Origin of the sequence: Tepidicaulis marinus, from assembly GCF_000739695.1 — a bacterium.
Classification (GTDB): Bacteria; Pseudomonadota; Alphaproteobacteria; order Parvibaculales; family Parvibaculaceae; genus Tepidicaulis; species Tepidicaulis marinus.
On the sequence record NZ_BBIO01000013.1, the window covers coordinates 83,284 to 107,632 of the forward strand.

Genomic DNA, 24,349 nt, shown 5'->3' on the forward strand with positions numbered 1-24,349 from the left:
GTGATAGGACGGCCAGTCACCACTATATGTGGCGGTCGCAGCGCTCTCATAAGGTGCCATGCGGGTGCCGAACGGGTGCCAGACAAGCTGTTACCGGCTCTCGCCAGAGACCGGGTGCGGCAAAGGCGGGGTGCAGCGATGACAGCAATTCTCATGGAAGCCGAATACGTGGACTCCAATCCGCTCGATCTTGTCGAGCAGGTAGCGGATCTGCGTAATTGGGTATGCGAGCGCAGCCATGATCAGGAGCTCAATCTCGCCCTTTCCGGCGAGTGGCGGGATTATCACGTCTCGCTGAACTGGCGGGACGATATTTCCGGCCTGCATATGGCCTGTTCGCTCGATCTGCGGGTTTCCCCGGATAAGCGCGGGGCGGTGCGCGAGGTAATGGGGCTCGTCAACGAGCAGCTTTGGTCCGGGCATTTCGACATGTGGCTGGAAGACGGCACGGTGCTTTTCCGCGATTCGCTGCTGCTCTGCGGCGGGGCGACGGCGACGCCGGAGCAATGCGAAACGCTGCTGCGCCTTGCACTGGAAGCCTGCGAGCGGTTTTTCCCGGCTTTCCAATATGTGATCTGGGCGGGCAAGGAACCGCGCGAGGCGGTGGAAGCCTGCCTGTTCGAGACCCATGGCACGGCTTGAATAGAGCCTTTAAGCCCGGGACAGTTTGATTTTCGGTGAGACAGAAGATGAGTGAGCTTGAAGTCGGCGGGCCGGTGGCCTTGATCGGGGCGGGCAAAATGGGCGGCGCGCTTATGGATGGCTGGCTGGCGCTCGGCTTGCCGGGCAGCCAGCTGATCGTGCGCGACCCGGCGGCCCCGCCTGAGATTTCCCGGCTCATCGTCGAGCATGGCATTTCGCTCAACCCGGAAATCGAGGCGCTGGCGGCGCGGCGCCCCCGCATCGTGCTTTTGGCCGTCAAACCGCAAATGTTTGCCGATGTGCTGCCGTCGCTGAAACCGCTTGTGGCGCCAGGCACCATCTTCGTTTCGATTGCCGCCGGCATCAGCCTTGCCGGGCTTGAAGCGCTTTTGGGCGCGGAGGCCGAAATCGTGCGCGCCATGCCCAACACGCCTTCCGCCGTTGGGCGCGGGGTGACGGCGCTGATCGCCAATGCCCATGTGGATGCGGCGGCAAAGACCCATGTCACGGCGCTCATGTCGGCGGTGGGCGAAGCCCATTGGCTCGCCTCCGAGGAACTGATGGATGCGGTGACCGCGCTCTCGGGCAGCGGCCCGGCTTACATCTTCCATATGGTGGAGGCGATGGCGGAGGCAGGCGCAAAGCTCGGCCTTGAGCCTGATATGGCCATGGCGCTTGCCCGCGCAACGGTGGCGGGCGCGGGCGAAATGCTGCACCGCTCGCAGCTTCCCGCCGCCAAATTGCGCCAGAATGTGACCTCTCCCGGCGGTACGACCGAAGCGGCGCTGAAGGTGCTGATGGGCGAGGAGGGCCTTGCCCGGCTCATGGAAGCGGCCATGACGGCGGCCCGGGACCGCTCGCGCGAGCTTGGAAACTGAGTCTTTCCAGCCGATTTTCGGAGAATGTTGCGCGCCAGCTCTCGAAACCGTGAGACAGGGTTCCTATATTTTATTTATGAGCGCGAAACGGACAGCGGAAGAGCGGCTGGTGGATGCGGCCCTGCGCCTTGCGGCCAAAAGGCCGTGGGAGGAGATTTCCTTTCAGGACATTCTGAAATCCGCCCGTCTGACGCTCGCCAAGCTGCCCCCCTCTCTCCATAACAAACCGGCCATTGTCAGCGCGTTCATTAAACGCGTGGATGCCGAGCTTCTGGCCAGCATCGATCCGGAGGAATTCGAGGAGGCCCGTCCGCGCGACCGGCTTTTCGATGTGCTGATGACGCGGTTTGAAATTTTGGAAGAACACAAAACCGCCGTGCGCTCCATCGCGCGGTCCATGCAGCGCGACCCGCTCGGCGCGCTTACCCAGGCGGAGACGATCGACCGGTCCATGGGCTGGGCGCTTGCCGCTGCGCAGACCGATGCGGAAGGGCTGGTGGGCGCGGCGCGCCGGCGCGGCCTCGGGCTTGTCTGGCTTGCCGCGTTCCGGGTCTGGCTGCGCGAGGACGATCTCAACAAGGTTATGGCCGAACTCGACAACCGCCTTGCGCAAGGTGAGAAATGGCTGACCATGCTGCGCGGCAAGCGTGGTGCCCGGCGGGGCGCTTCCGCTCGCGCTGAAGGCGGCCAGCCGCTTCACTCGTGATAGACGCGTACGTCCGTTAGATACTCCCCCTCCCATTCGATCAGTTCCAGAACGCGCGCCCGCTGCGCCTTCTCACCATTGCGCACGCGCCAATATTCGACGGCGGCCTTGTTGCCTTCCGTCACGACGCCAATGATGTCGGCGCGGAAAGAGCTGATATTGCCTGCCACCTTTTTCGCATAGGCGCGGATTTCTTCGCGCCCGTTCAGCGTATTGTCCTTGGCCTCGGGGGCAAGGCGGGCGACGACCGAGCTTTTGTGTTTGGCATCCGGCGCATAAAGATCGGCGATGCGGTCAGGATCGAGGCTTTCCCAAGCTTCTTTCCAGCGGGCGGCCATAACGGGAATGGGCGAGGGCATGCTGAGCTCCGTTGTTCCATTTTTATGGGAGCTGAGCATTGCGCCGGTCTTTTTCAAGCGCCAGCCTTCAAACAGGCAATGTGATTTGCGCGCGAAGGCCGCCGAGCGGGCTTTGCATGAGCACGATATCCCCGCCATGGGAACGGGCAACATCGCGGGCAATGGCAAGGCCGAGCCCCGTGCCGCCTTCATCGAGATTGCGTGCCTGATCGAGGCGATGGAAGGGGCGGAAAACCTCTTCATACTGATCTTCCGGCACGCCTTCGCCGTCATCATCCACGAAGATGGTGATGAGATGCGGCGCGCGCTGCGCCGTAACGGTTACGTGGTCGGCATATTTGCAGCCGTTTTCGATGAGGTTCGTCAGGCAGCGTTTGAAGGCGTGGCGGCGCAGCGGCAGGGTCAAGTCGCCCTCGGCGCTAACGTCGACCGCATCGCCATTGCGGCCCGAATCGAAGCGGATTTCTTCAAGCAGCGCGGCAATATCCACATCGACCACCGCTTCGTCCTGATCGCCTTTGGCAAAGGCGAGATAGGCTTCGAGCATGCGCTCCATTTCCTTGACGTCGGCGCGCAGGTCCTGCACTTCCGGCCCGTCGCCCAGCATGGCGAGCTGCAATTTGAAGCGGGTGAGCGGCGTGCGCAGGTCATGGCTCACACCGGCCAGCATGGCGGTGCGCTGGTCGATCTGGCGCTGAATGCGCTCGCGCATATTAAGGAAGGCGGCAGCGGCCCGGCGCACTTCCGAGGCGCCTTGCGGGCGGAAATCGGGCACGTCCCGGCCTTTGCCGAAACCTTCCGCCGCCTGGGCGAGGCGTTGAATGGGGCGGATTTGATTGCGCAGGAAAATCACCGCGACCGCCAGAAGCACGAGCGAGGTGCCCGCCATCCAGACAAGGAAGATATGCGAGTTGGTGGCATAGACGCGGCTGCGCAGCGGCAGCACGCGCAAGACCCCGCCATTCACCGCGATGCGGATATCCACATAATCGGAATAGCTGACCGTATCGATCCAGAAGGGGCGGGCGACGCGCTCCTCGATCTCGGAGCGCAAGGATTGCTCGAGCAGAAAGTTGCCGGGCTCTGCCGGTTCCGCCGGCAGGCCCTCATTGGGGCGGAAGGCAACGCTCATATCGAGCTCTTTCCAGGCAGCTTCGGTCAGAAGCTGCAATTCCTTCGGGTCGCTCAGGATTTCATATTGCCGCGTGAGAAGCGCAATATCGGCGACGACGGAGGCGGAGAGTTTTTCCGTCACCATCTGCCAGTGCCGTTCCAGAAAGACGTAAGAAACGACAAGCTGCAGCAGCACCATGGGCGCGACGATGATGATGAGCGAGCGCCCGTAAAGGCCGCGCGGCAACAGCGCCTTGATCTGCGCCGACAGGCTGAAGCCGGGGCGGGGCAGCGGGGCGCTTCGATGATCGCGTTCGATACTGTCTACAGTCATGAGTGCCTAGTTGGGATGCCTTGCCGGTGCCGCCGGATGCCTTAATCCGGTTTGAAAATATAGCCGATACCGCGCACCGTTTGCAGATAGAGCGGGTTGCGCGGGTCGTGCTCGATCTTGCGGCGCAGGCGGTTGATCTGCACATCGATCGCCCGCTCGCTGCCGGCGTTTTCTCCGTCGCGCAGATCGTCCCGCGTCAGCGTTTCGTTCATCCGGCCCGTGAAAAGCTGCATGAGCTGCACTTCGCGTTCGGTCAGGCGGACGGGAATTTCATCGCGCCAGAGCCTGCCGGATTTGCGCTCGAAACGGCAATCGCCGAAAAAGAGTTCCGCTTCCACTGCGTCTTCCTTGCGGGTGCGGCGCAGGATCGTATTGACGCGGAGCAGCAATTCGCGCGGCTCGAAAGGCTTGGGCAAATAATCGTCCGCGCCTTGTTCCAGCCCTTCGATGCGGTGCTCCGTTTCCGCCCGCGCCGTCAAAAGCAGGATGGGAATGTCGGAGGAGCTGCGCAAAGCGGCGGTCAGTTCCAGCCCCGTTTCGCCCGGCATCATCACATCGAGCACCAGAAGATCGAAGGCAAGGCCCGCGAGGCGCGCGCGCGCTTCTTCCGCCGTGCCGGCCACGGAAACGCGGAAGCCATTGTCGCCGAGATAGCGCTTCAAAAGCTCGCGGATGCGCCGGTCGTCATCCACCACCAGAATATGAGGCGCATTGTCATCGGGGCGCGACGTCTTGTTCTGCGCGGCCGCGCCCTCGGCGGGTGTCTCGATGAGGCGGGCGGTATTATCGCTCACGATACATATCCGTTCGAAATAAGCGCTTCGACGGCGCGCCGGTCGTCTTCATTGACGAGATGGGCAAGCACCGCGCACCAGGCTTTTTGCGCTTCGGGCCCGGCGGCGGCAAGGGCTTTCGCCACCCGCTCGCGCTGCGGCCCGGCAAGGCGGCGCTCCATCTCCATGCCTTTGTCGGAAAGATAAAGCAGGCGCTGGCGGCGGTCCTTCGTGCCCGTCTTTTGCACGATATAGCCTTGGCCGACGAGTTCCTTGAGCACGCGCGAGAGGCTTTGTTTGGTGATGCGCAGAATGTTCAAAAGATCGGCAACGGTGATGCCGGGATGGCGGCCGACAAAGTGGATGACCCGGTGATGGGCGCGCCCGAAGCCGTATTCGTGGAGAATCTCATCCGGATCGCTGGTGAAATCCCGGTAGGCGAAAAACAGCCATTCGATGGCTTCTACCAACTCACGGGTTTCGGCAGGGGAGCGGGCGGGAACCCCGCCGGGCGGTGTGTCCGGCGCAGCGGGGGCTGCGGAACCTGCAGATTCTGCAGGGTTTCCAGCAGAATCCGGCGGGGTGCCGGTGGGGGCGGGGGGAGCCGTGCTCATTTTTAGGTCAGCCATGTTGACATATATTCGTTCAGATGTTACGTTTAGAGCAATCAAAACGACAGATTTGTACTCTGCGCGTATTGGAAATCTGATTTCCCTATTTTGACCTATGTGGAGGCATCCGGCAAACATGTGCTGAGCGCATGGCAGGCATGCCGAACCGGCTTGGACTTTTAAGGATACAAGGCTCATGGCGGACATACCGTTCGATCAGCGTGATGGCTGGATCTGGTACAATGGCGAACTCGTTCCCTGGAAGGACGCGAAGGTGCATGTGCTGACCCATGGTCTGCATTACGGGAGCTGCGTGTTCGAGGGCGAGCGCCTTTACAATGGCGAGATTTTCAAGCTGCGCGAACATACCGAGCGGCTGTTCAAGTCGGCGGAAATTCTCGGCTTCAAAATTCCCTATACGGTCGAGGACATCGACAAGGCCTGCATCGAAACGGTGAAGGCGCAGGGGCTGACGAACGGCTATCTGCGGCCCGTCGCCTGGCGCGGCAGCGAGATGATGGGCGTTTCGGCGCAGAACAACCGCATCAATGTGGCGGTGGCTGCCTGGGAATGGCCGAGCTATTTCGATCCCGAGCAGCGGCTGAAGGGCATCCGCATGGATATCGCCCAATACCGCCGCCCTTCGCCCGAAACCGCGCCCTGCAAGAGCAAGGCGGCCGGCCTTTATATGATCTGCACGATCTCCAAACATGCCGCCGAAGCGAAAGGCTATGCGGACGCGATGATGCTCGATTACCGGGGCTATGTGGCCGAGGCGACGGGCGCGAACATGTTCTTCGTGAAGGACGGTGTCATCCACACGCCGACGCCGGACTGTTTCCTTGATGGGATCACGCGGCGCACGGTGATGGATCTCGCCCGCAAGCGCGGCTATGAAATCATCGAGCGGCATATCAAACCGGAAGAGCTCGACGATTTCTCCGAATGCTTCATCACCGGCACGGCGGCGGAAGTGACGGCGGTTGCCGAAATCGGCCCGCACCGTTTCACGCCGGGTGAGATCACCAAAGTGCTGATGGACGATTACACCGCGGAAGTGAACCCGAAAAAGGGTGCCGCCTGACTATTGTTGGCTGATTATTTCTGCCAGCGGGCGGCGGCTTCGTCGTCGCTCACCTTGGCATCGACCCAATGTGTCCCCGAAGGCCCCGTTTCTTTTTTCCAGAACGGGGCCTTTGTCTTGAGCCAGTCCATGAGAAATTCCGCTGCCTCGAAAGCATCCTTGCGGTGAGCCGAGGCGGTGATGACAAGCACGATCTGCTCACCCGGATGCAAGGGTCCGTAGCGATGGATGATGCGGCTTGCCTGCAGCTGCCAGCGCTCATGAGCTTCTTTTTCTATGCGCTCCAGCTCGCGCTCGGTCATGCCAGGATAATGTTCAAGCTCCATCGCCTCGACGGTTTTCGTTCCCGCGTGATCGCGGGCAAGGCCGGTAAAAGTGACGAGCGCACCGATATCGGTGCGTCCCGCCGTCACTTTTTCCGTTTCGGCCTTGATGTCGAAATCTTCAAGCTGAACAGAAATGCTCATGGAGCTCCCCGCGCGGGCTCAGCCGCCGGTGACGGGCGGGAAGAAGGCGATCTCGCGTGCGCCCGCGATAGGCGCATCGAGCGTTGCATGTTCCTGATCGACCGCCGCCTTGATGAGCGCGGTGTCTTCAAAAGCATGGGCATAGCCTTCCCCGCGCGCTTGCAGCCAGCCGAGCAGATCGCCCACGGTCTGCGCCCCGGGCGGACAGTCGATATCCTCTTCGCTGCGGCCGATCTTTTCTTTCAGCGAGGCGAAATAGAGAATCTTCACAAAGGCACCTATCCGTTGGAAGCGGGACCGGTTTTTCCCGCCGCGCTCTCATCTTCCTGAATGACGTGGCGTAGCCCTGCATTCAGGTAGTCATAGCCCGTATATAGGGTCAAAAGGGCGGCGATCCAAAGCAGGGCCGTTCCCGTTTGCGTGACGTAAGGCACGAGCTTGTCGCCTGCGGGCCCGGCGAGCAGAAAGCCGATCGCGATCATCTGGATCGCGGTTTTCCATTTGGCGAGCTGCGAGACGGGCACGGAGACGCGCACGCTTGCCAGAAATTCGCGCAGGCCAGAGACGAGAATTTCGCGCGAGAGAATGACAATGGCTGCAAGCACCGAATCCCAGCCGATCGTGCCCTTGGCGACCAGCATGAAAAGCGCCGCGGAGACGAGCAGCTTGTCGGCGATGGGATCGAGCATCCGCCCGAGCGCGGAAACCTGGTGCCAGGCACGGGCGAAATAGCCGTCGAAATAATCCGTGATCGCCGCCAGTACGAACAGCACGAGAGCTGTCCAATTGGCCGCATCGCCCTCCAGATAAAAAGCACCGACAAGGCCCGGCACCATCAGAATACGGGCATAGGTCAGAAGGTTGGGGAGGCTTGTCAGCATAGGCGTACCGTTTTTACTGCGTCTTGCGGGGTGGGGCCCCAAACTCAAGTCATCATAGCACAGGCGGCGGGCGCGCCGAGGTTAAACCGGCTATTTGCCCGGCTGCTCCGGCGTGCCGTGAAAGTGATCGTAGACCATCTGCGCGACTTTCTCATTAATCCCTTCGACCCCGGCAAGATCGGAGAGCCCGGCGCGGGCGACGGCCCGGGCCGAGCCGAAATGGTGCAAAAGCGCGCGTTTGCGGGCAGGGCCAATGCCCGCAATCTCGTCGAGGGGATTGGCGGTCGCCGCCTTTTTCCGCCGCGCGCGGTGGCTGCCGATGGCATAGCGGTGGGCCTCATCGCGCAGGCGCTGAAGGTAGTAGAGCACCGGGTTTTTCGGCGGCAGCATGAAGGGCTCGCGCCCGGGCATGAAAAAGCGCTCGCGGCCCGCATCGCGCTCCGGGCCTTTGGCGATGGAAATGACGGCGACATCCTCGATGCCGAGATCCTGCATCACTTCCATGGTGGCGGAGAGCTGGCCCGCGCCGCCATCGATCAGAATGACATCCGGCCATTCGGCGGGCTTGCCGCTGATCTCCTCGCGCTCGTGATCGCCCTTGGGTCCGGCTTCTTTCAAAAGGCGGGAGAAGCGGCGGGTCAGCACTTCGCGCATCATGGCGTAATCATCGCCCGGCTCGGCTGCCTCGTCCTTGATGTTGAATTTGCGGTACTGGTTCTTGATGAAACCTTCCGGCCCCGCCACCACCATGCCGCCCACGGCATTGGTGCCGGAGATGTGGCTGTTATCGTAAATCTCGATGCGCTCGGGCGGGGCATCAAGGCCGAAGGTTTCGGCCATTTCTTCCAAAAGCCGGCGCTGGGTGGAGGATTCGGCAAGGCGCCGGCCAAGCGCGTCTTTCGCGTTGGTGAGCGCGTGTTCGGTCAACTCGCGCTTTTCCCCGCGCTGGGGCATCGTCACCTCGACCTTGTGGCCGGCGCGGATGGAAAGCGCCTCGGCCAGCAATTTGCGCCCCGGCACGTCCTGGCTCAGGAGAATGAGCTTGGGCGGCGGTCGGTCGTCATAAAACTGCGCCAGAAATGCATCGAGCACGTCGCCCGCCTCGATTTCCTTGTCATGGCGCGGGAAATAGGCGCGGTTGCCCCAGTTCTGCCCCGCCCGGAAGAAGAATACCTGGATACAGGTCTGCCCGCCTTGCTCGGCAATGGCAAAGACATCCGCGTCCGAGACGGTGTGCGGATTGATGCCCTGGTGAGACTGGATCTGGGTGAGCGCGCGGATGCGGTCGCGGTAAATCGCGGCCCGCTCGAAATCGAGATCGGCGGAGGCTCTTTCCATTTCCTTCAGCAGCATGTCCTGGGTGCGCCGTGAGCGTCCGAGGAGGAAGTCATGCGCCTCGCGGGCAAGCTCCGCATAGCCTTCCTTGTCGATCTCGCCGGTGCAGGGCGCCGAGCAGCGCTTGATCTGATAGAGAAGGCAGGGCCGCGAGCGGCTTTCAAAGACGCTGTCGGAGCAGGAGCGCAGCAGAAAAGCTTTCTGCAAGGCGTTGAGCGTGCGCCCAACGGCGCCGGCAGAGGCGAAGGGACCGAAATAATCGCCCTTGCGCTTGCGCGTGCCGCGATGCTTGAGCACCTGCGGGAAATCATGGTCGCCGGTCAGAAGGATATAAGGGAAGGATTTGTCGTCGCGCAGCAGCACATTGTAGCGCGGGCGCAGGCGCTTGATCAGATTGGCTTCGAGGAGCAGCGCATCGGTTTCCGTCGCCGTGGTGATAAACTCCATCGCGGCGGTGGAGGTGATCATGCGGGCGATGCGGTTCGATTGACCGGTGAGCTTGGTGTAATTCGTCACCCGGCGCTTCAGATTGCGCGCCTTGCCGACATAAAGCACCTCGCCATCCGCGCCCATCATGCGGTAAACGCCGGGGCTGTCGGGCAGAGTTTTGACCTTTTCGGCAATCAAATCGGCCCCGCGGGGCGCAGATGTTCGGGTGTCCGTCATGAGCCTAATGTAGCGGTGTTCGGGGTTTCTCAAACCCTCCGATGAGGGCCCGGCGGCCTTTAAGTTATTGGGGTTATTCTTGTTTTGTCCACAAATGGCGGCTCATTGAGGGGTAGGGACAGGCCTGTGGATAAGTTTGTTGATGATTTCGGGGCAGATTCAGCAAACCCTTGTATTAATTACCTTTTGTGACACGGGTGAAATTTTCGTCATATTTCAACTCATTGATTTTAAAGAGTTTTTTAGAGCTTTCCTGCGACTCCGTGCACGGAACAATAAAATTGGCCGATTCTGCCGTGGTTAATTGCGCTTGACAGACCGTGTGCAGAACTTCCCCCGGTGGGCCGGGAATCGCGGTCATATCGCGCGACTGCGGGACTCTGGGCCTTTCGGTGCCGACTCAATCCTGACGGCTGCGTTCGATCTCCACGCCCACGCTCGCAACTTCGGGAATAGCCGCCAGTTTTTCCACCCGGACCCGGGCAGCGAGCACGCGGGCGTCTTCCAGGCAGCCGGCGGCGATCTTTTCGGCCAGGGTCTCGACCAGATTGACCCGGTCGCCCGAAACCAGCGCCTTGATGCGGTTCACGACGTCTTCGTAGCACACGACATTCGCCAGCTCATCGGAATGGGCAGCTTCGGAGACCGTCAGATCCACATTGAAGCGCAGCGGCTGCTGGAGGCCCTTTTCATGGGCATAGACGCCGATATCGGCCTGCAGCAGCAGATCGCGCACGAAAACGTGACGGATGGCGCGGGCGTGATCGGCGATCCGCAGGGGGGTGACATTGTCCGACATGTTGGAATTCTGTGTCACTTGCGACCTTTCTGGAGACCTCTTCCGGTCTATTCCGGAATGCCCACCACATCCGGCGTTTCCCAGGCCAGATGCTGGCCCCCGTCGAGTGCGATCATTTGGCCCGTCAGGGAGGGAGATTCAAGGATAAAGCGTATGGCGGCGGTAATTTCCCCGAGAGCGGGACCGCGCCGCAAGAGAAGCGCTTCTTGCTGGCGGGTAAAATCGGCGTCTTCCTGGCGGGCGTTTTTCAGCGTGGGGCCGGGGCCGATGCCGTTGACACGGATGCGCGGGGCGAGCGCCTGGGCCAGCGTCTGCGTCATGGTCCAGAGCCCGGCTTTCGAGAGCGTATAGGAAAAAAAGCGCGGGGTGAGGCGCCAGACGCGCTGGTCGATGATGTTGATGATATTGCCTTGCGCGCCGTCCGGCAGCTGCGCGGCGAAGGCCTGGGCCAGAAAGGCCGGGGCCTTCAGATTGGTGTCGAGATGCTGCGCCCAGCTCTCTTCATCGAGGCTTTCCAGCGTGTCGTCCTCAAAGGCGGAGGCATTGTTGATCAGGCAGGTGAGAGGGCCGAGCTTTGCCGCAGCGGCGCTGGCGAGACCGGCGAGCGCACCAGCGTCTGCAAGGTCCGCCTGAAAGGCAGCGGCCGTGCCGCCCTTGGCCCCGATCGCGCCGACAAGATCGCGGGCTTCTTGTTCCGAGCCGCCATAATGGACGGCAACATGAAAGCCTCGCGCTGCCATATCCTCGGCAATGGCGCGTCCCACGCGTTTGGCGGCACCTGTAATGAGAACGGTGCCGGGCTGGCTGTCGCTCATGAACTCAAGTCCTTCGGCCGGCTTGCCTGGCTTGCATCAAGGTGTGACGGCGCTTGCGGCTCTGTCTGCCAGAAACAGGAAATACATATAGCTGCAATAACCTGCCACGAAAACCGCCCCGGCGCTGCGCGTGATGGTCGTGCGCGCCATGGCGAAGGGGACGATGAGCAGCGCGGCGATCAACATCACCCAAAGATCGAACCAGAGGAAATTGGGCGGGATGGGAACGGTCCCCACCATGGCTGTCACGCCCATAATGCCGAGCAGGTTGAAGATGTTCGAGCCGATGACATTGCCGACCGCGACATCGGCTTGCTTGCGCAGGGCGGCGACGACGGTGGTGGCAAGCTCGGGCAGGGAAGTGCCGAAGGCGATGAGCGAGAGGCCGATGGCCGCCTCCGAGACGCCGAATGTGCGGGCGATGTCGGTGCCGCCCAGAACGAAAAGATGGGCGCCGAGCGGCAGGCCTAGAATGCCGAGTAAAATATAAGCCGTAATCTTCAGCCCGTTCGCGGGCAGCGCGTCGCCTTCCAAGAGTTCTTCCACTTCATCGTCCACCGCTTCAGGGCAGCGGCTGGCGTAATAGGCGGAATAGGCGAGGAAGAGCAGCAGCAGAATGAAAAGCAGCGCGCCTTGCCAGAAATGCAGCGCGCCGGAAAAGCACAGGACGACGAAGAGAACGCTCGTGCCCAGCATCAAGAACGTGTTGCGCCGGATGGATGGCTGATTGCAGAGCGTGGGATAAATAATCGCGGGCAGGCCCAGCACGAGAAGAATATTGGCGATGTTGGAGCCGACCACGTTGCCGATTGCAATGCCCGGCGCCCCCTTCAGAACCGCGTGAATGGAGACGACAAGCTCGGGCGCGGAGGTGCCGAAGGCGACGATCGTCAGGCCGATGATGATAGAGGGAATACCGAGCCGGACGGCCAGGGCGACCGCGCCTCGCACGAGCAGATCGCCGCAAAACAGCAACACGAGCAACCCGCCAGCAAGAGCCAGATACATCATGCCTGCCTGCCTTTTAAACCGGGCTGCTTGTGAAAGGGGATTGCCGGATCAAACCGGAAACGCAAAGGCCTGAAAAGAGCGGGCAGAGGAAAGGACGGGATCGGATGGGTCTCTCCATTAATACTAATCATTAGCCTCGCGAGTGCCCTCTTATAAAGCCTGACGTGGCAATCGCAAAGGCGCCTGTTTCCCGGTTTCAGCGATGCCGTGTTGTGCTAGGTGCAAAAGCGTTTCGGTTGGATGTGGGGTCTTTAGCGGTGAGGAGTAGGAGAACGAAGGTGGAACATAAGAAGATTTATCTCGCCGGGCCGGAAGTCTTTCTCGAAGACGCCGTTCAACTTGCCGAGAGGAAAAAGGCCATTTGCGCGGCGCATGGTCTGCGCGGGCTCTTTCCGCTCGATGCGGGGCTGGATTTGAGCGGGCTGGCACCTCAGGCGGCGGGGTTGGCGATCTATGAGGCCAATATCGCGCTCATCGAGGCAGCCGATGCCTGCATTGCCAATGTGACGCCGTTTCGCGGCCCCTCGCTCGATCCGGGTACGGCCTATGAGATTGGCCATATGCGCGGGCTCGGCAAACCCGTTTTCGCCTATTCCAATGCGCCGGAACACTTTGCCGAGCGCACGCGGCTTTATTGCGCGGCCAGCGGCGAGCGGGACGCAGAGGGGCTTTTGATCGAAGATTTCGGCCTCACCGACAATCTGATGATAGACGGCGCTGTTATGCGGGCAGGCCCGGGTATTGAAATTGATAAAAGCGGGCAGGGGTGGCACGGGCTCAAGGCATTTGAGATTTGCGTGCGTCGGGCGGCCGAATTTTTGGCAACCGTTTAGGGCTGGCCGGAGGTGTTCGGGAGGGTGGACGGAACCGGACGCAGGACGATGTCGATGACGGTGTTTTTTTTCTCCGGATGGCTCAGATCGGCTCTATGGGGCTGCGAGATAAAGCGTACTTCATCATCGATCAAAGCGCGCGCTGCCACGGTGTAGGAACCGTCTTCTTCGATGCCGCGCGGGTCGTAGCGAAGTTCGTAGGCAAAAGGCGGCTGCTTGCCCTGTGTCATGATGATCTGGCGGGCAAGGCGCGCCTTATTGGCATTCTCGCGGGACGTGTCGAGCAGGATGATTTCGATGATGGCCTCAGGAGGGAGCGCGATACGTTCCTTATAAGAAACGGTGCCGCTCAGGGCTGCGGTCTTGCCGTCTCCGCAAGCGGCAAGAAACCCGCAGAGGAGCAACAGGGAGAGGGTGCGCGGCAGCGGTTTCATCGGATTTCCTGCTTTCCCACATGGAGCGGCCCCCGCCACCCGGAGCCTGCAAAGAAAGCGCTTTGCAGACGGGCTTATAAAAAGCGGTAAAAATGGCAATTTCTTGATCGCCGGAAAATCGCGCGGTTTGCCGGGGTCAATTGGCCTCGGAGCGGGCTTGGCGGGCAGGAGGGGTGACGCCCGCTTCTTCATCGATAAAGGAAAGCGCAAGAGTGAAGCCCATCAGGGAAAAATGCGCCGAGGCGGGATTGCCCTCTTCATCCGTAAAGCGGATGGCAAGCGTGTAGCCCTTCTTCATCGCGTCCACGAGTTCGGCGACGATGGCCGGGTCTTTCACCATATATTCGTTGATGGAGTCGGGCGTTGAAAGTTTTTCCGGCGCGACGACGAGATTGGCCTCGCCTGGAATATCGAAGATCATTTCCTTCGAGGTAGTGGCAAAGCGTTCCACGGCGATAAGCGAGATGTGAAGACCGGCATCGGGCGCGGGGCGGGCCACGCGGAGCTGATAATCGATCCCTGCCGGCGCCGCTTGATTGTGAACATAGGTGTTGATGCTGCAATAGCGCGGCTCGCCCGGGCGGCACGCAGCCAGCCAATCGGTGAAATAAGCGCGCGTTTCACAAAAAGGGGCTTTGCTGCAATCGCTGGCCATCGCCCCTTGTGCGCCCAGCAGATAAAGCAGAACGGCAAGAATATATCTCAAGGTCGTTTCTCCCAGGGTTCCAGCCGTCCGGCAATGGTGCGCGGCGCGCCGCTTCTTATGGCTTTTATGGCCGCTGCCGAAATTTCCTCATGGGTCAGCCAGCGGCTTTTCCCGTCTTCTATCACAAAACCGAGAATGACCTGAGCATAGCGGATATGGGGGAAAAGCCGCATGGCTTTCGCCCGCTTATCGGCAAAACCGCCGGGGCGCGAGGCGCCCGAACCCATCACCTCCACCAAAAGCGCGTCCTTGGCCATCATCCGGGCAAGAGCGTTGCGCAATTCTTCCGCCTGAGGACGGATCCAGGTCAGCGCCATGTCGAACGGCGCTTCGGGGCGGATGAGACCGAGAAAGCGGGAAGGGCGCGCATAATCGGCATCGATTTTCCGCAAGCTGGCATCGAGGCGCGGATTGCCGAAACGGAAGGCGGAAGCATGGCGCGCGGCAAGCACGCTCTTTCCCGCATCCGCCGCCATTTCACCCGCCGCTTCTGCAAGCATACCCGTCGTGCCGATGAGAAGAGCTTTGCGCATGGGGACATTAATACCGGCGGATCATTTCATCGATCACGGGCAGGATAAGCGCGTGCGGTGTTTCCTCGCACTCCATCAGAAGCTTGTCCCTGACGTGTGTCATCCAGCTTTCATCCGCCTCGGTGCTTTTCATATGCGCAGCGCGGTATCCGTCGAGCCAGATGGCGAGCGGTACGATCTTTTCCTCATCGACATCCGCGCATCTCAGCTTGGCGATATTTTGCGCGCTGGCAGGCGGAACCATGAAAGCCAGCATCAGAGTAAGAAGAAGGGTGGCGGCCGGCGCGGCGGTCTGTTTCTTTTTCATATGTGTGTTCTTGATTTTCGCGGGGCGCTTTAGAAGCCGAACATATGGTCGAGGCAGAAGCTCTCCTCGCCATTGATCAGGCCATGGAATCCGAAAAGACGGCAGGTCGTGTCGCGGACGATGACATAACCGAGCCCGTCCACCTTCGCGCGTTCGTCCTCGGAGAACATTTCCTTATAGCGCCAGAAATGCGAGCCGCCGCAAGCAATCTCGATGGCCCGTTCCGCCACGGGTTCGCCCTTGCCATTATGCAGGATCAGTTTTGTGCTGCTTTTCTCGTGCCAGGGCAGGGAGGCGGGATAGACGAGATGGCACATCGTGTCCTCACCGCCGCGCGCAAGACGCAGGAAAAGCCGCGTGGTGAGCCCTGGCGGCTTGTTGGTGTAAGATTGCGGCTCGTCCTTATAGATGATCGGCGTGTTGTAGATATGCGCGCCGAAAATCGTCTCGGCCCGGTGGCCGGATGTTTTCTGCTCGAAGCGGCCAAGCGCGTGCAGCCAGCCATTGGCCTCGCCGCCCTCGCGGAAGTCGTACAGAAACTCCACATGGCCGAAGCCGGAGGGAAGTTTGGCGCTTTCTTCCGCGATCCAGGCATCGATATCGATCGCCACGCTTTCGCGGCGGGGAATGCGGCCGAGATATTTGGAAGCCGCCAGTGTGCCGTCCCCGTCCATCAGCTCGATGCGCAGCGGCATTTCCATTTCATCGCGCGCCATGGGGGTCGGCAGCACGGTGGTGGCGAACAGCGCTTGCGGCAAAACGGGCAGCGGCATGATGTAGCCTTTGCCCATGGTCTCGGAAAGCGCGGGGATGTTGGGATCGGTTTTCAGGTCGATCCGCTCGACATTCGCATGGGCGATGCGGCGGCGGCCATTTTCCTTGTGCCGGACTTCATAGCGCGGGCGCACGAAAAAGCGCCCGGCGGTCACTTCCACCTGATCGGGCCATTTGGCCTGGGGCAGCAGCTCGTTCACGTTCAGCGCATGGGTGGCGAAGGGGGGAATTTCCTCTTCGTACCAGGCAACATCCTGCGCGCCCATGATGTTGAGCCCGATGGATTTCGGCGGAATGGGCATGGGATGAGAGTTCTGAATATAGAGAAGAACTTCCTCATTCTCTTCGCCTGCGGGCATACCCGCATAATAGTCGGCGGGCCAGGCATTGGCATCATGCGAGCAGGTCAGGCTCTTGCCATTGTCCCCATAAACATCGAGCGCATATTTGACGACATCGTGCCCGGCAATGCGCACCGCATGAATGAAGAGCGAGCCGGTGAAATCTTCGAGGCCGAAACGGTCGCGGATTTTCTGGCTGTCGAGGGTAAAGGGCGCGCCGGCTTGCGGCAATCCTTCGGTCCATTCGGCAAGCGTGTTGCCCTCTTCATCGAAAAGGCAGAGCCAAAGCTCGGGGTTGGCGGCGCCATGCATCGACCAGTAATTGGCGCTCGCAACCGTGCTGTGCAGCCCGTCCGACCCGTTTGCGCCTTTGCGTTCGCGCAGCAGCGCGAAGTTCGTCGCGAAATTCATCGGGTCGAGATATTTTTTCTGATTGGTGAGCATCTCATCGGGAATGCGCATCTCATCGAGCGTGCGCACATCCGCACCCTTCGGAAAGAGATGGGTAAGGGGCGCCAGCACACCCTTCGCATCGAAAAGAAGAACGAGCACGGCGGCCGCTTTGCTCTCTTTGATCTGGCTGAGCGGGCGGGCCTTGTGGCCGAGGAAGGTGCCTTCCAGGTCTTCCACGCGCTGCACGTAATAACCTTCGATCTCCAGCTGCTTCAGATCGAAATAGGAATTGAAATTGCCGATCATGCCGGTGGGATCGTAAATGGCGACGGGGCCTTTGCCTTTCAGCCCTTCCACGAGCGCGCGGCCTTTGCGCGCGGCAAGCGGATGGCCCAGGGCCTTGAACAGCGTCGAGCCGCCGGCATTGTTGCCGGGGCGCCAGCCATGGGACAGGTCCGCGTTTTGGAAGGTCTCGATATTCAGCATCGGCAAACTCGCTGGTTTTTCTTTTATGGGAAAGCGCCCTTCAGGCCCGCATGGCAGGTCTTGCTGCGATAGGAGCCACGATAGGGCGCTCTTTCCCTCCCGCTTTGATCTCGGTCATCTATGGCTCAATCGGCTGCGAAGGGATTGAGCTTTTTCAGGCGCTGGGTGAAGCGGTGGCGGCGCTGTTCTTTTTCCACCACCTTGCCGCTGGTCACCCAGTTCATCTGTATTGCCCGGCGCGGCCCCTCGAAAGGTTCATGGCCGTGCCAGGATTTGTCCGAGCGGCGGAAGACGAGCAGCGTTCCGCCGTAGGGGGGGACTTCCTCGGCATAATTTTCCAGATCATCGCCGCTGCGCAAAATGCGCAGGCGCCCGCCATCGGCCTCCCAGCGCTCGTTCATGTAGAGCAGCACGGTGATGATTTTCGATTCCGTGTCCGTATGGATCTTGCCATTGCCCTTGTGGCAATGGCCGCGCACGGTGAACATGGTGGGATAGGTGCTCAGGTCCAGACCGAATTTCTCTTCGATCAGCGCGCGGAATTCCGGCCCGTCCATTTCCTCGAGGAGCTCGGCGAAGGCGCCTTTGATCTCAAGCTCGGACGGGGGCACGGAACCCGTCGTCGTCATGGGCGGATAATCGCGCACGACCCCGGCGAAGACTTCCGGGCGGATGAAGTTTTCCACCACGAGGTAATCGTATGGATCGGATTTGCGCGTTGTGTTTTTCAACGCCTCAAGATCGAGCAAGCTCATCGGGTTTTTCCTGAACCGGACCTGTTAACCTTGTTGCCGCGCGCGGTAGCGGCGCACGATCTCGCGCGCGACGTCTTTGGTAGCATTTAAGGGGCGATAATCCCAGCTTTCAAGCCGTCCCGCAAAAGGCCGCGCTGCACCTTCAGCATAAAGTGCATCGAGAAAACGGCGGAATTTGGAAGCCTTGATGGGGGAAATGGCCGGCAGTTCGATGACATGCACCGGCTTTCCGGTGGCGGTTGCCTCGCCGACCATATTGACGCTGTCGCAGGTCACGATCACGGCATCGGCCTGGCCCATGAAGCCGAAATAGGGATTGTCGCTTTTCCCGTCCCAGACGACGGCGCGCGGGCCCTCAAGCTCGCGTTTTAAAATCGCGGTCTGCGCCTCGCCGGTGCGCCGGGAAGGCGTCACCATCAGGCTCGCGCCGCCCTCCATCACCGCTTTCAGTCCGGCGCAGATCGTCTCCATGCGCGCCTCATCCAGCGTGAAGGCCTTGTTCGTGCCGCCAATGAGCACACAGACGCGCGGGCGAGGCAGATGCGCCACCTGCACGTCGAAGGCCTCGGCCTCGGCGGCGAGTTTTTCCGGCGTGATGCGGTGGGGCGAGGTGAGCGTCGAGAGCACATTCGGCCCGCTGAGCCGGTCATGGGCGGGCACCCAGACGAAATCGAATTTCGACGGGCGTACATGCGGGTGCTGCAGCACCGCTACGAAGGTGCGCCCGCCCGAGGCTTTGCGGATCATCCGCGCATAAGGAATGGCCTGGCGCCCCGCCGCGATGAGCAGGTCCGGCCAGGGCGCGGCGATGGCCGGGTCTTTCATGGCCGGGCCCCAGGGGGCAAGCCACTTGCCCGGCGCGCCGGGGCTGACCCGTTTTATCTCAGGCTTTACCCCCATCATTTCGGCAAGGCCGATGCCTTGGACCTCATAGCCCGCATTCCCGTTGGAGAGCACCCAGCAGCGCGTGCCCGCAGGCAGGGTCAGGTCCTTGTCACCGGAGGATGAGGCGGCGGATGAGGCAGAAAAAGTCATAGGCGGGATGGAAACGGGCTCATTTGGGTTATAATCATGCGCGAGCGGGTAATTTTATTACTGAAATTATCGCTCCGCCTGAGTAATAAGGCATTGAGAGCCGAATGTCTCCGGTTCTGGCCGCCGCCCCTTCTATGAGGCGCGGGCGGCTTGCACCAGACGGCAAATGGCCGCGCCCAGCCGCGCTGGCGCTGAGGGCGGGCCGGCCAAAAACAGAAGTGATTTACCGATGAAGCGGTCCAAGCTCGATACGATCGACCTGCAAATTCTGGCGGCTCTGCAAGAGGACGGCCGGATTACCAATGTAGATCTGGCCAAAAAGGTCGGCATTTCCGCGCCGCCCTGCCTGCGCCGGGTCAGGGCGCTGGAAGAGGCGGGCTTCATTCGCGGCTATCACGCCGATGTCGAGCCCAAGGCGCTCGGCTTCGAGGTGACGGTTTTCGTCATGGTGGGGCTGCACAGCCAGGCCGAATCGGACCTGAAAGCCTTCGAGACTTACGTGATGGGCCTGGAGCTCGTGCGCGAGTGCCATATGCTGAACGGTGAGATCGATTTCATTTTGAAATGCGTGGCGCCCGACCTTGCCACGTTCCAGAGCTTTTTGACCGAGCATTTGACGCCCGCGCCCAATGTGGAAAGCGTGCGCACGTCGCTGACCATCCGGCAGTCGAAATATCTGCCGGGTGTGCCGGTGGAAATGCTGGAAGAGATGCTGGAAGGCTAGGCGTGCCGGCAGCGCTTCTGAAAGCGCTGCCTTTTTCGTGCTTATTTGTATTCTACTTTGAGAATTTCATAGGACTTGCCGCCGCCGGGGGTGTTCACCTCGACGCTGTCGCCTTCTTCCTTGCCGATCAGAGCGCGGGAGATGGGCGAGGAAATGGAAATCCGCCCCTTGGAGACATCTGCCTCCATGTCGCCGACGATCTGGTAGACGTGCTCTTCCTCCGTGTCTTCATCGACCACGGTGACGGAAGCGCCGAATTTGACTGTGCTGCCGGAAAGTTTGGACACATCGATCACGTCGGCGCGGGCGATCTTGTCTTCCAGCTCGTTGATCCGCGCTTCGTTCATGCCCTGCTGCTCTTTGGCGGCATGATACTCCGCATTTTCCGAAAGGTCGCCATGGGCGCGCGCTTCCGCGATCGCCTGGATGATACGGGGGCGCTCGACGGATTTGAGACGTTTCAACTCTTCTTCCAGGGCCGTGTGACCCGCGGAAGTCATCGGATATTTATCCATGTCCTGACGGTCTTCCTTAACGTGTTTTGGCCGGTTGACCGGGGACCCCGGCGACCGGCCTATATGCTTATCTTTGAGCAGGTTTTCGGGAGGGTCAATGGCGATTTCCGCCTCCGGCCTTCCGCAAAGCGACATATGTAGGAAGTTTGCCGCCGCTTCCAAGCCGCAGGCGGCAGACAGGACGCGGCGAAGAGGCGGGGGAGGCGCGCGGCGTTTTACCGCGCCGCCGTCCCCGTTACGCCGAAGCTGCTCCGTTGTAGGCCTGCAGCGCTTCCACCTGAAGCTGGCCGGCATGGATGGCGGCGATGCCTTCCACGGCGGCGCGGGCGCCTGCCAATGTCGTGTAATAGGGAATTTTCGACATCAGCGCCGTCTGGCGGATCGATTTCGAATCAGCCAGCGCCTGCGCGCCCTCTGTGGTGTTGAAGACGAGCGCCACATCACCGTTCTTCATCGCATCGACGATATGGGGACGGCCTTCCAGCACTTTGTTGATGGTTTTCACCTCAAGGCCGGCTTCTTCCAGGAAGCGCGCCGTGCCGCTGGTGGCGATGATCTTGAAACCGAGGCCGAGCAGTTTGCGTGCCGGTTCCACGATGCGGGTCTTGTCCGCATCCTTCACGGAGATGAAGGCGGTGCCTTTGGTGGGCACTTTGACGCCCGCGCCGAGCTGGCTTTTGGCGAAGGCGACGCCGAAATCACGGTCGAGGCCCATGACCTCGCCGGTCGAGCGCATTTCCGGGCCGAGCACCGTGTCGACGCCGGGGAAACGGGCGAAGGGGAAGACGGCTTCCTTCACTGCAATATGATCGAGCGTCTTGCTCTTCAGGGCGAAGCTTGCCAGAGGCTCGCCTGCCATGATGCGGGCGGCGATCTTGGCCACCGGCTCGCCGATCACCTTGGCAACGAAGGGCACGGTGCGCGAGGCGCGCGGATTGACCTCAAGCACATAAATGTCCTTGCCCTGAACGGCATATTGCACATTCATCAGACCGACGACATTAAGGCCCCGTGCCAGCGCCTCCGTCTGGCGTTTGATCTCTTCGATCGTGTCTGCGGGCAGGGAATAGGGCGGGAGCGAGCAGGCGCTGTCGCCCGAATGCACGCCCGCTTCCTCGATATGCTCCATGATCCCGGCAACGAAGACATCCTTGCCATCGCAAAGCGCATCCACATCGACCTCGATGGCATCGCGCAGATAGCCGTCGATCAGCACCGGGCTTTTGCCCGACACGACGACGGCCTCGTTGATATAGCGTTCCAGATGCGGCGTATCGCGCACGATCTCCATCGCCCGGCCGCCCAAAACGTAAGAGGGGCGGATGACGACGGGATAGCCGATCCGCTCGGCAATCGCCTTGGCTTCTTCGCCCGAGCGGGCAATGCCGTTCGGCGGCTGTTTGAGGTTCAGCTTGTTGAGTAGCGCCATGAACCGGTCGCGGTCTTCGGCAAGGTCGATCGCGTCGGGCGAGGTGCCGAGAATAGGCACGCCCGCGCGTTCCAGATCGTTGGCAAGCTTGAGCGGTGTCTGGCCGCCGAACTGCACGATGACGCCAGCCAGCGTGCCGTTGCTCTTTTCCGTCTCGATCAGTTCCAGCACGTCTTCGGCCGTCAGCGGCTCGAAATAAAGCCGGTCGGACGTGTCGTAGTCCGTGGAAACGGTTTCCGGGTTGCAATTGACCATGATGCTTTCGATGCCGATATCGGCCAGCGCGAAGGCGGCATGGCAGCAGCAATAGTCGAATTCGATGCCCTGGCCGATCCGGTTCGGGCCGCCGCCGAGGATGATGGCTTTCTTGGCAGCCGTCGGTTCGGATTCGCAGCGGGCCTGCCCCATGAAATCCGTTTCATAGGTCGAATACATGTAAGGCGTTTCGGATTTGAATTCCGCCGCGCAGGTATCGACGCGCTTGAAGACGGGGCGCAGGCCCAGCGCCTGGCGGCGGGCGCGCACGTCTTCTTCGCTTAAGTTCGAAAGCTCACCGAGCCTTGCATCGGAAAAGCCCATGGCTTTGAGGCGCAGGAGGCCGTCTTTGTCTTCCGGCAGGCCGTTCTTGCGCACTTCTTCTTCGGTTTCCACCAGCTCGCGGATCTGTTCCAGGAACCAGGGATCGAAAGAGCAGAGCGACTGGATCTGCTTGTCGTCGAGGCCCATGCGCATGGCCTGGGCGATCTGCAGAATACGCATCGGCGCGGGCGTGCCGAGCGCCTTGCGGATGGCGTTCTTGTCGTCGCCTTCACCGGCGCCGGGAATGGCCGTCTCGTTCATGCCGGTCAGGCCGGTTTCAAGACCGCGCAGCGCTTTCTGGAAACTTTCCTGGAAGGTGCGGCCGATCGCCATGACCTCGCCCACCGATTTCATGGCGGTGGTCAGCAGCGGCTGGGCGCCGGGGAATTTTTCGAAGGCAAAGCGCGGGATCTTCGTGACGACATAATCGATGCTGGGCTCGAAGCTCGCAGGCGTCACGCCCGTGATGTCGTTCATCAATTCGTCAAGCGTATAGCCGACGGCCAGCTTTGCTGCGATCTTGGCAATGGGAAAGCCCGTCGCCTTGGAGGCAAGCGCGGAAGAGCGCGAGACGCGCGGGTTCATCTCGATGACGACGAGACGCCCGTCTTCCGGGTTGACCGCGAACTGCACGTTGGAACCGCCGGTTTCCACACCGATTTCACGCAGCACCGCGATGGAGGCGTTGCGCATGATCTGGTATTCTTTGTCGGTGAGGGTGAGGGCGGGGGCAACGGTGATGCTGTCGCCGGTATGAATGCCCATCGGGTCGATATTTTCGATCGAGCAGATGATGATGCAGTTATCCGCTTTGTCGCGGACGACTTCCATCTCGTATTCTTTCCAGCCGAGCAGACTTTCATCTACCAGCACCTGCGCCATGGGTGAGGCGTCGAGGCCGGAGCGCACAATCTGCTCGTATTCTTCCTTGTTATAGGCAACGCCGCCGCCGGTGCCGCCCAGCGTATAGGCGGGGCGGATGATGGCGGGCAGGCCCACTTCATCGAGCACGGCCATCGCCTCGCGCAGGCCCGCATTGCGGTCGTAATCGATAATCTGGCCGCTTTCGTCCTTGATGGGCGGGGCGGCGATGATGGAGGCGCGCGGGTTTTCAAGGCCGATCCGGTCCATGGCCTGGCGGAAGAGATGGCGGTCTTCGGCCTTGGAGATGGCGTCGCGGTTCGCGCCGATCATTTCCACACCGAATTTGGCGAGCGTGCCGTTATCGGCGAGCGCCAGGGCGGTGTTGAGCGCGGTCTGCCCGCCCATGGTGGGAAGCAGCGCATCGGGGCGCTCTTTCTCGATGATCTTGGCAACGACCTCCGGCGTGATCGGCTCGATGTAAGTCGCATCGGCCAGATCCGGGTCGGTCATGATCGTCGCCGGGTTCGAGTTCACCAGAATGATGCGGTAGCCCTCATCACGCAGCGCCTTGCAGGCCTGGGTGCCGGAATAATCGAACTCGCAGGCTTGCCCAATCACGATGGGTCCCGCGCCGATGATGAGAATGGAGTGAATGTCGGTGCGTTTGGGCATGGGTTACACTGTCGCGCTAGAGATAAGGGATTGGGAAGAATGAAAAGAGACGGGACGGCAAAAGCGCGGGCGCTGCGCCGTAATCTGACGGATGCCGAGCGCCTGCTTTGGCGGCATTTGCGCAGCCGTCAGCTGGCGGGGGCAAAGTTCCGCCGGCAGTTTCCTGTTGGAAGCTTTGTTGCCGATTTCGTCTGTCTTGAAGCCCGGCTCGTTATCGAGCTGGATGGCGGGCAGCACGCGTTCCAGGGCGCGCGCGACAAGGCGCGCACGCATTTTCTTCTGGCGCGCGGCTTTCGCGTTATCCGTTTCTGGAACCATGAGGTGCTTGGAAATATCGGCGGCGTGTTGCAGCAGATTGCGCACGAGTTGAGAGGCTGACCCCTCACCCTCCCACTGCCTGCGGCAGCGGGTCCCTCCCTCTCCCCGGAGGGGCGAGGGAATGAATGCGCCAAGCCCTCTTCCCCCTCTCCCCCTTGGGGGAGAGGGTTGGGTGAG

27 protein-coding genes are annotated in these 24,349 nt (G+C 61.1%); 7 read left to right on the forward strand and 20 right to left on the reverse strand.

All coding sequences use genetic code 11. From position 1 onward, the window contains the following. The first annotated feature begins 138 nt into the window (after positions 1-138). From M2A_RS12270 to M2A_RS12280, 3 genes are all read left to right on the forward strand, one after another. Entirely contained in the window at positions 139-642 is a 504-nt protein-coding gene (locus M2A_RS12270) for a type III secretion system chaperone family protein (RefSeq protein WP_045447920.1), read from the forward strand. A gap of 47 nt (positions 643-689) precedes the next feature. After that, a complete protein-coding gene (proC, locus tag M2A_RS12275; RefSeq protein WP_045447922.1) occupies positions 690-1,520 on the forward strand; it encodes a pyrroline-5-carboxylate reductase in 831 nt (276 codons plus the stop codon). Positions 1,521-1,596: 76 nt separating this feature from the next. After that, complete coding sequence (locus tag M2A_RS12280) at positions 1,597-2,226, forward strand: hypothetical protein (RefSeq protein ID WP_045447925.1); 630 nt, start codon at positions 1,597-1,599, stop codon at positions 2,224-2,226. Here M2A_RS12280 and M2A_RS12285 read toward each other — a convergent pair. The 4 genes from M2A_RS12285 to M2A_RS12300 form a co-directional block, all read right to left on the reverse strand. After that, a complete protein-coding gene (locus M2A_RS12285; RefSeq protein ID WP_197052926.1) occupies positions 2,217-2,585 on the reverse strand; it encodes a nuclear transport factor 2 family protein in 369 nt (122 codons plus the stop codon). The two genes, M2A_RS12280 and M2A_RS12285, sit on opposite strands and share 10 nt — an antisense overlap. A gap of 67 nt (positions 2,586-2,652) precedes the next feature. Next, positions 2,653-4,032 carry an ATP-binding protein gene (locus tag M2A_RS12290; RefSeq protein ID WP_052379450.1) on the reverse strand — a complete coding sequence of 460 codons (1,380 nt, stop codon included), beginning with the start codon at positions 4,030-4,032 and terminating at the stop codon, positions 2,653-2,655. 41 nt (positions 4,033-4,073) lie between these two features. Then, positions 4,074-4,826 carry a response regulator gene (locus M2A_RS12295; protein WP_439645676.1) on the reverse strand — a complete coding sequence of 251 codons (753 nt, stop codon included), beginning with the start codon at positions 4,824-4,826 and terminating at the stop codon, positions 4,074-4,076. Next, complete coding sequence (locus tag M2A_RS12300) at positions 4,823-5,419, reverse strand: MarR family winged helix-turn-helix transcriptional regulator (protein ID WP_081875604.1); 597 nt, start codon at positions 5,417-5,419, stop codon at positions 4,823-4,825. The genes M2A_RS12295 and M2A_RS12300 overlap by 4 nt, the downstream gene beginning before the upstream one ends. Positions 5,420-5,612: 193 nt before the next feature. Between M2A_RS12300 and M2A_RS12305 the strand changes: the two genes are divergently transcribed. Beyond that, positions 5,613-6,500 carry a branched-chain amino acid aminotransferase gene (locus tag M2A_RS12305; RefSeq protein WP_045447934.1) on the forward strand — a complete coding sequence of 296 codons (888 nt, stop codon included), beginning with the start codon at positions 5,613-5,615 and terminating at the stop codon, positions 6,498-6,500. Positions 6,501-6,514: 14 nt separating this feature from the next. Here the strand turns inward: M2A_RS12305 and M2A_RS12310 are convergent, their stop codons facing one another. The 7 genes from M2A_RS12310 to M2A_RS12340 all read right to left on the reverse strand — a co-directional run bounded on the left by M2A_RS12310 (position 6,515) and on the right by M2A_RS12340 (position 12,474). Further along, positions 6,515-6,967: a molybdenum cofactor biosynthesis protein MoaE gene (locus M2A_RS12310; protein ID WP_045447937.1), complete on the reverse strand. Its 453-nt coding sequence runs from the start codon at positions 6,965-6,967 to the stop codon at positions 6,515-6,517. A gap of 18 nt (positions 6,968-6,985) precedes the next feature. Continuing rightward, positions 6,986-7,237, reverse strand: a complete 252-nt coding sequence (moaD, locus tag M2A_RS12315; protein ID WP_045447940.1) for a molybdopterin converting factor subunit 1 — start codon at positions 7,235-7,237, stop codon at positions 6,986-6,988. Positions 7,238-7,245: 8 nt separating this feature from the next. Next, positions 7,246-7,848 (reverse strand): CDP-diacylglycerol--glycerol-3-phosphate 3-phosphatidyltransferase, encoded by a 603-nt coding sequence (gene pgsA, locus M2A_RS12320; RefSeq protein WP_045447943.1) that lies wholly within the window; start codon positions 7,846-7,848, stop codon positions 7,246-7,248. A 90-nt stretch (positions 7,849-7,938) separates the two neighbouring features. Continuing rightward, positions 7,939-9,849 (reverse strand): excinuclease ABC subunit UvrC, encoded by a 1,911-nt coding sequence (gene uvrC, locus M2A_RS12325; RefSeq protein ID WP_045447946.1) that lies wholly within the window; start codon positions 9,847-9,849, stop codon positions 7,939-7,941. A 400-nt stretch (positions 9,850-10,249) separates the two neighbouring features. Continuing rightward, positions 10,250-10,666, reverse strand: coding sequence for a dihydroneopterin aldolase (folB, locus tag M2A_RS12330; RefSeq protein ID WP_244444451.1), 417 nt, complete (start codon positions 10,664-10,666; stop codon positions 10,250-10,252). A 29-nt stretch (positions 10,667-10,695) separates the two neighbouring features. Next, positions 10,696-11,463 carry an SDR family oxidoreductase gene (locus M2A_RS12335; protein WP_045447952.1) on the reverse strand — a complete coding sequence of 256 codons (768 nt, stop codon included), beginning with the start codon at positions 11,461-11,463 and terminating at the stop codon, positions 10,696-10,698. 36 nt (positions 11,464-11,499) lie between these two features. After that, positions 11,500-12,474 (reverse strand): calcium/sodium antiporter, encoded by a 975-nt coding sequence (locus tag M2A_RS12340; protein ID WP_045447955.1) that lies wholly within the window; start codon positions 12,472-12,474, stop codon positions 11,500-11,502. A gap of 278 nt (positions 12,475-12,752) precedes the next feature. Here M2A_RS12340 and M2A_RS12345 point away from each other — a divergent pair, with 278 nt between their 5' ends. Further along, positions 12,753-13,307 carry a nucleoside 2-deoxyribosyltransferase gene (locus tag M2A_RS12345; protein WP_045447958.1) on the forward strand — a complete coding sequence of 185 codons (555 nt, stop codon included), beginning with the start codon at positions 12,753-12,755 and terminating at the stop codon, positions 13,305-13,307. On the opposite strand, the gene M2A_RS12350 is transcribed toward M2A_RS12345, so the two are convergent. From M2A_RS12350 to M2A_RS12380, 7 genes are all read right to left on the reverse strand, one after another. Then, complete coding sequence (locus M2A_RS12350) at positions 13,304-13,741, reverse strand: YbaY family lipoprotein (RefSeq protein WP_052379452.1); 438 nt, start codon at positions 13,739-13,741, stop codon at positions 13,304-13,306. The two genes, M2A_RS12345 and M2A_RS12350, sit on opposite strands and share 4 nt — an antisense overlap. A 136-nt stretch (positions 13,742-13,877) precedes the next feature. After that, entirely contained in the window at positions 13,878-14,447 is a 570-nt protein-coding gene (locus M2A_RS12355; RefSeq protein ID WP_045447961.1) for an invasion associated locus B family protein, read from the reverse strand. Further along, positions 14,444-14,980 (reverse strand): Rossmann-fold NAD(P)-binding domain-containing protein, encoded by a 537-nt coding sequence (locus M2A_RS17475; protein WP_052379453.1) that lies wholly within the window; start codon positions 14,978-14,980, stop codon positions 14,444-14,446. The genes M2A_RS12355 and M2A_RS17475 overlap by 4 nt, the downstream gene beginning before the upstream one ends. Before the next feature lie 7 nt (positions 14,981-14,987). Next, positions 14,988-15,287, reverse strand: coding sequence for an HdeA/HdeB family chaperone (locus M2A_RS12365; protein ID WP_045447964.1), 300 nt, complete (start codon positions 15,285-15,287; stop codon positions 14,988-14,990). 29 nt (positions 15,288-15,316) lie between these two features. Beyond that, positions 15,317-17,281 (reverse strand): hypothetical protein, encoded by a 1,965-nt coding sequence (locus M2A_RS12370; protein WP_081875606.1) that lies wholly within the window; start codon positions 17,279-17,281, stop codon positions 15,317-15,319. Positions 17,282-17,406: 125 nt separating this feature from the next. Beyond that, positions 17,407-18,036 (reverse strand): 2OG-Fe(II) oxygenase, encoded by a 630-nt coding sequence (locus tag M2A_RS12375; RefSeq protein WP_045447967.1) that lies wholly within the window; start codon positions 18,034-18,036, stop codon positions 17,407-17,409. 24 nt (positions 18,037-18,060) lie between these two features. Beyond that, complete coding sequence (locus tag M2A_RS12380; RefSeq protein ID WP_081875607.1) at positions 18,061-19,071, reverse strand: mitochondrial fission ELM1 family protein; 1,011 nt, start codon at positions 19,069-19,071, stop codon at positions 18,061-18,063. Between the two features lie 229 nt (positions 19,072-19,300). On the opposite strand from M2A_RS12380, the gene M2A_RS12385 reads away from it, so the two are divergent. Further along, positions 19,301-19,795 (forward strand): Lrp/AsnC family transcriptional regulator, encoded by a 495-nt coding sequence (locus tag M2A_RS12385; protein WP_045448039.1) that lies wholly within the window; start codon positions 19,301-19,303, stop codon positions 19,793-19,795. 41 nt (positions 19,796-19,836) lie between these two features. Here M2A_RS12385 and greA read toward each other — a convergent pair whose 3' ends face one another. Together greA and carB are read right to left on the reverse strand one after the other, a co-directional pair. Then, positions 19,837-20,310 carry a transcription elongation factor GreA gene (gene greA / locus M2A_RS12390; protein ID WP_045448042.1) on the reverse strand — a complete coding sequence of 158 codons (474 nt, stop codon included), beginning with the start codon at positions 20,308-20,310 and terminating at the stop codon, positions 19,837-19,839. A 235-nt stretch (positions 20,311-20,545) separates the two neighbouring features. Beyond that, a complete protein-coding gene (carB, locus tag M2A_RS12395) occupies positions 20,546-23,854 on the reverse strand; it encodes a carbamoyl-phosphate synthase large subunit (protein ID WP_045447970.1) in 3,309 nt (1,102 codons plus the stop codon). Between the two features lie 39 nt (positions 23,855-23,893). Between carB and M2A_RS12400 the strand changes: the two genes are divergently transcribed. Next, positions 23,894-24,232, forward strand: coding sequence for an endonuclease domain-containing protein (locus M2A_RS12400; protein WP_045447972.1), 339 nt, complete (start codon positions 23,894-23,896; stop codon positions 24,230-24,232). Positions 24,233-24,349: the final 117 nt, after the last annotated feature.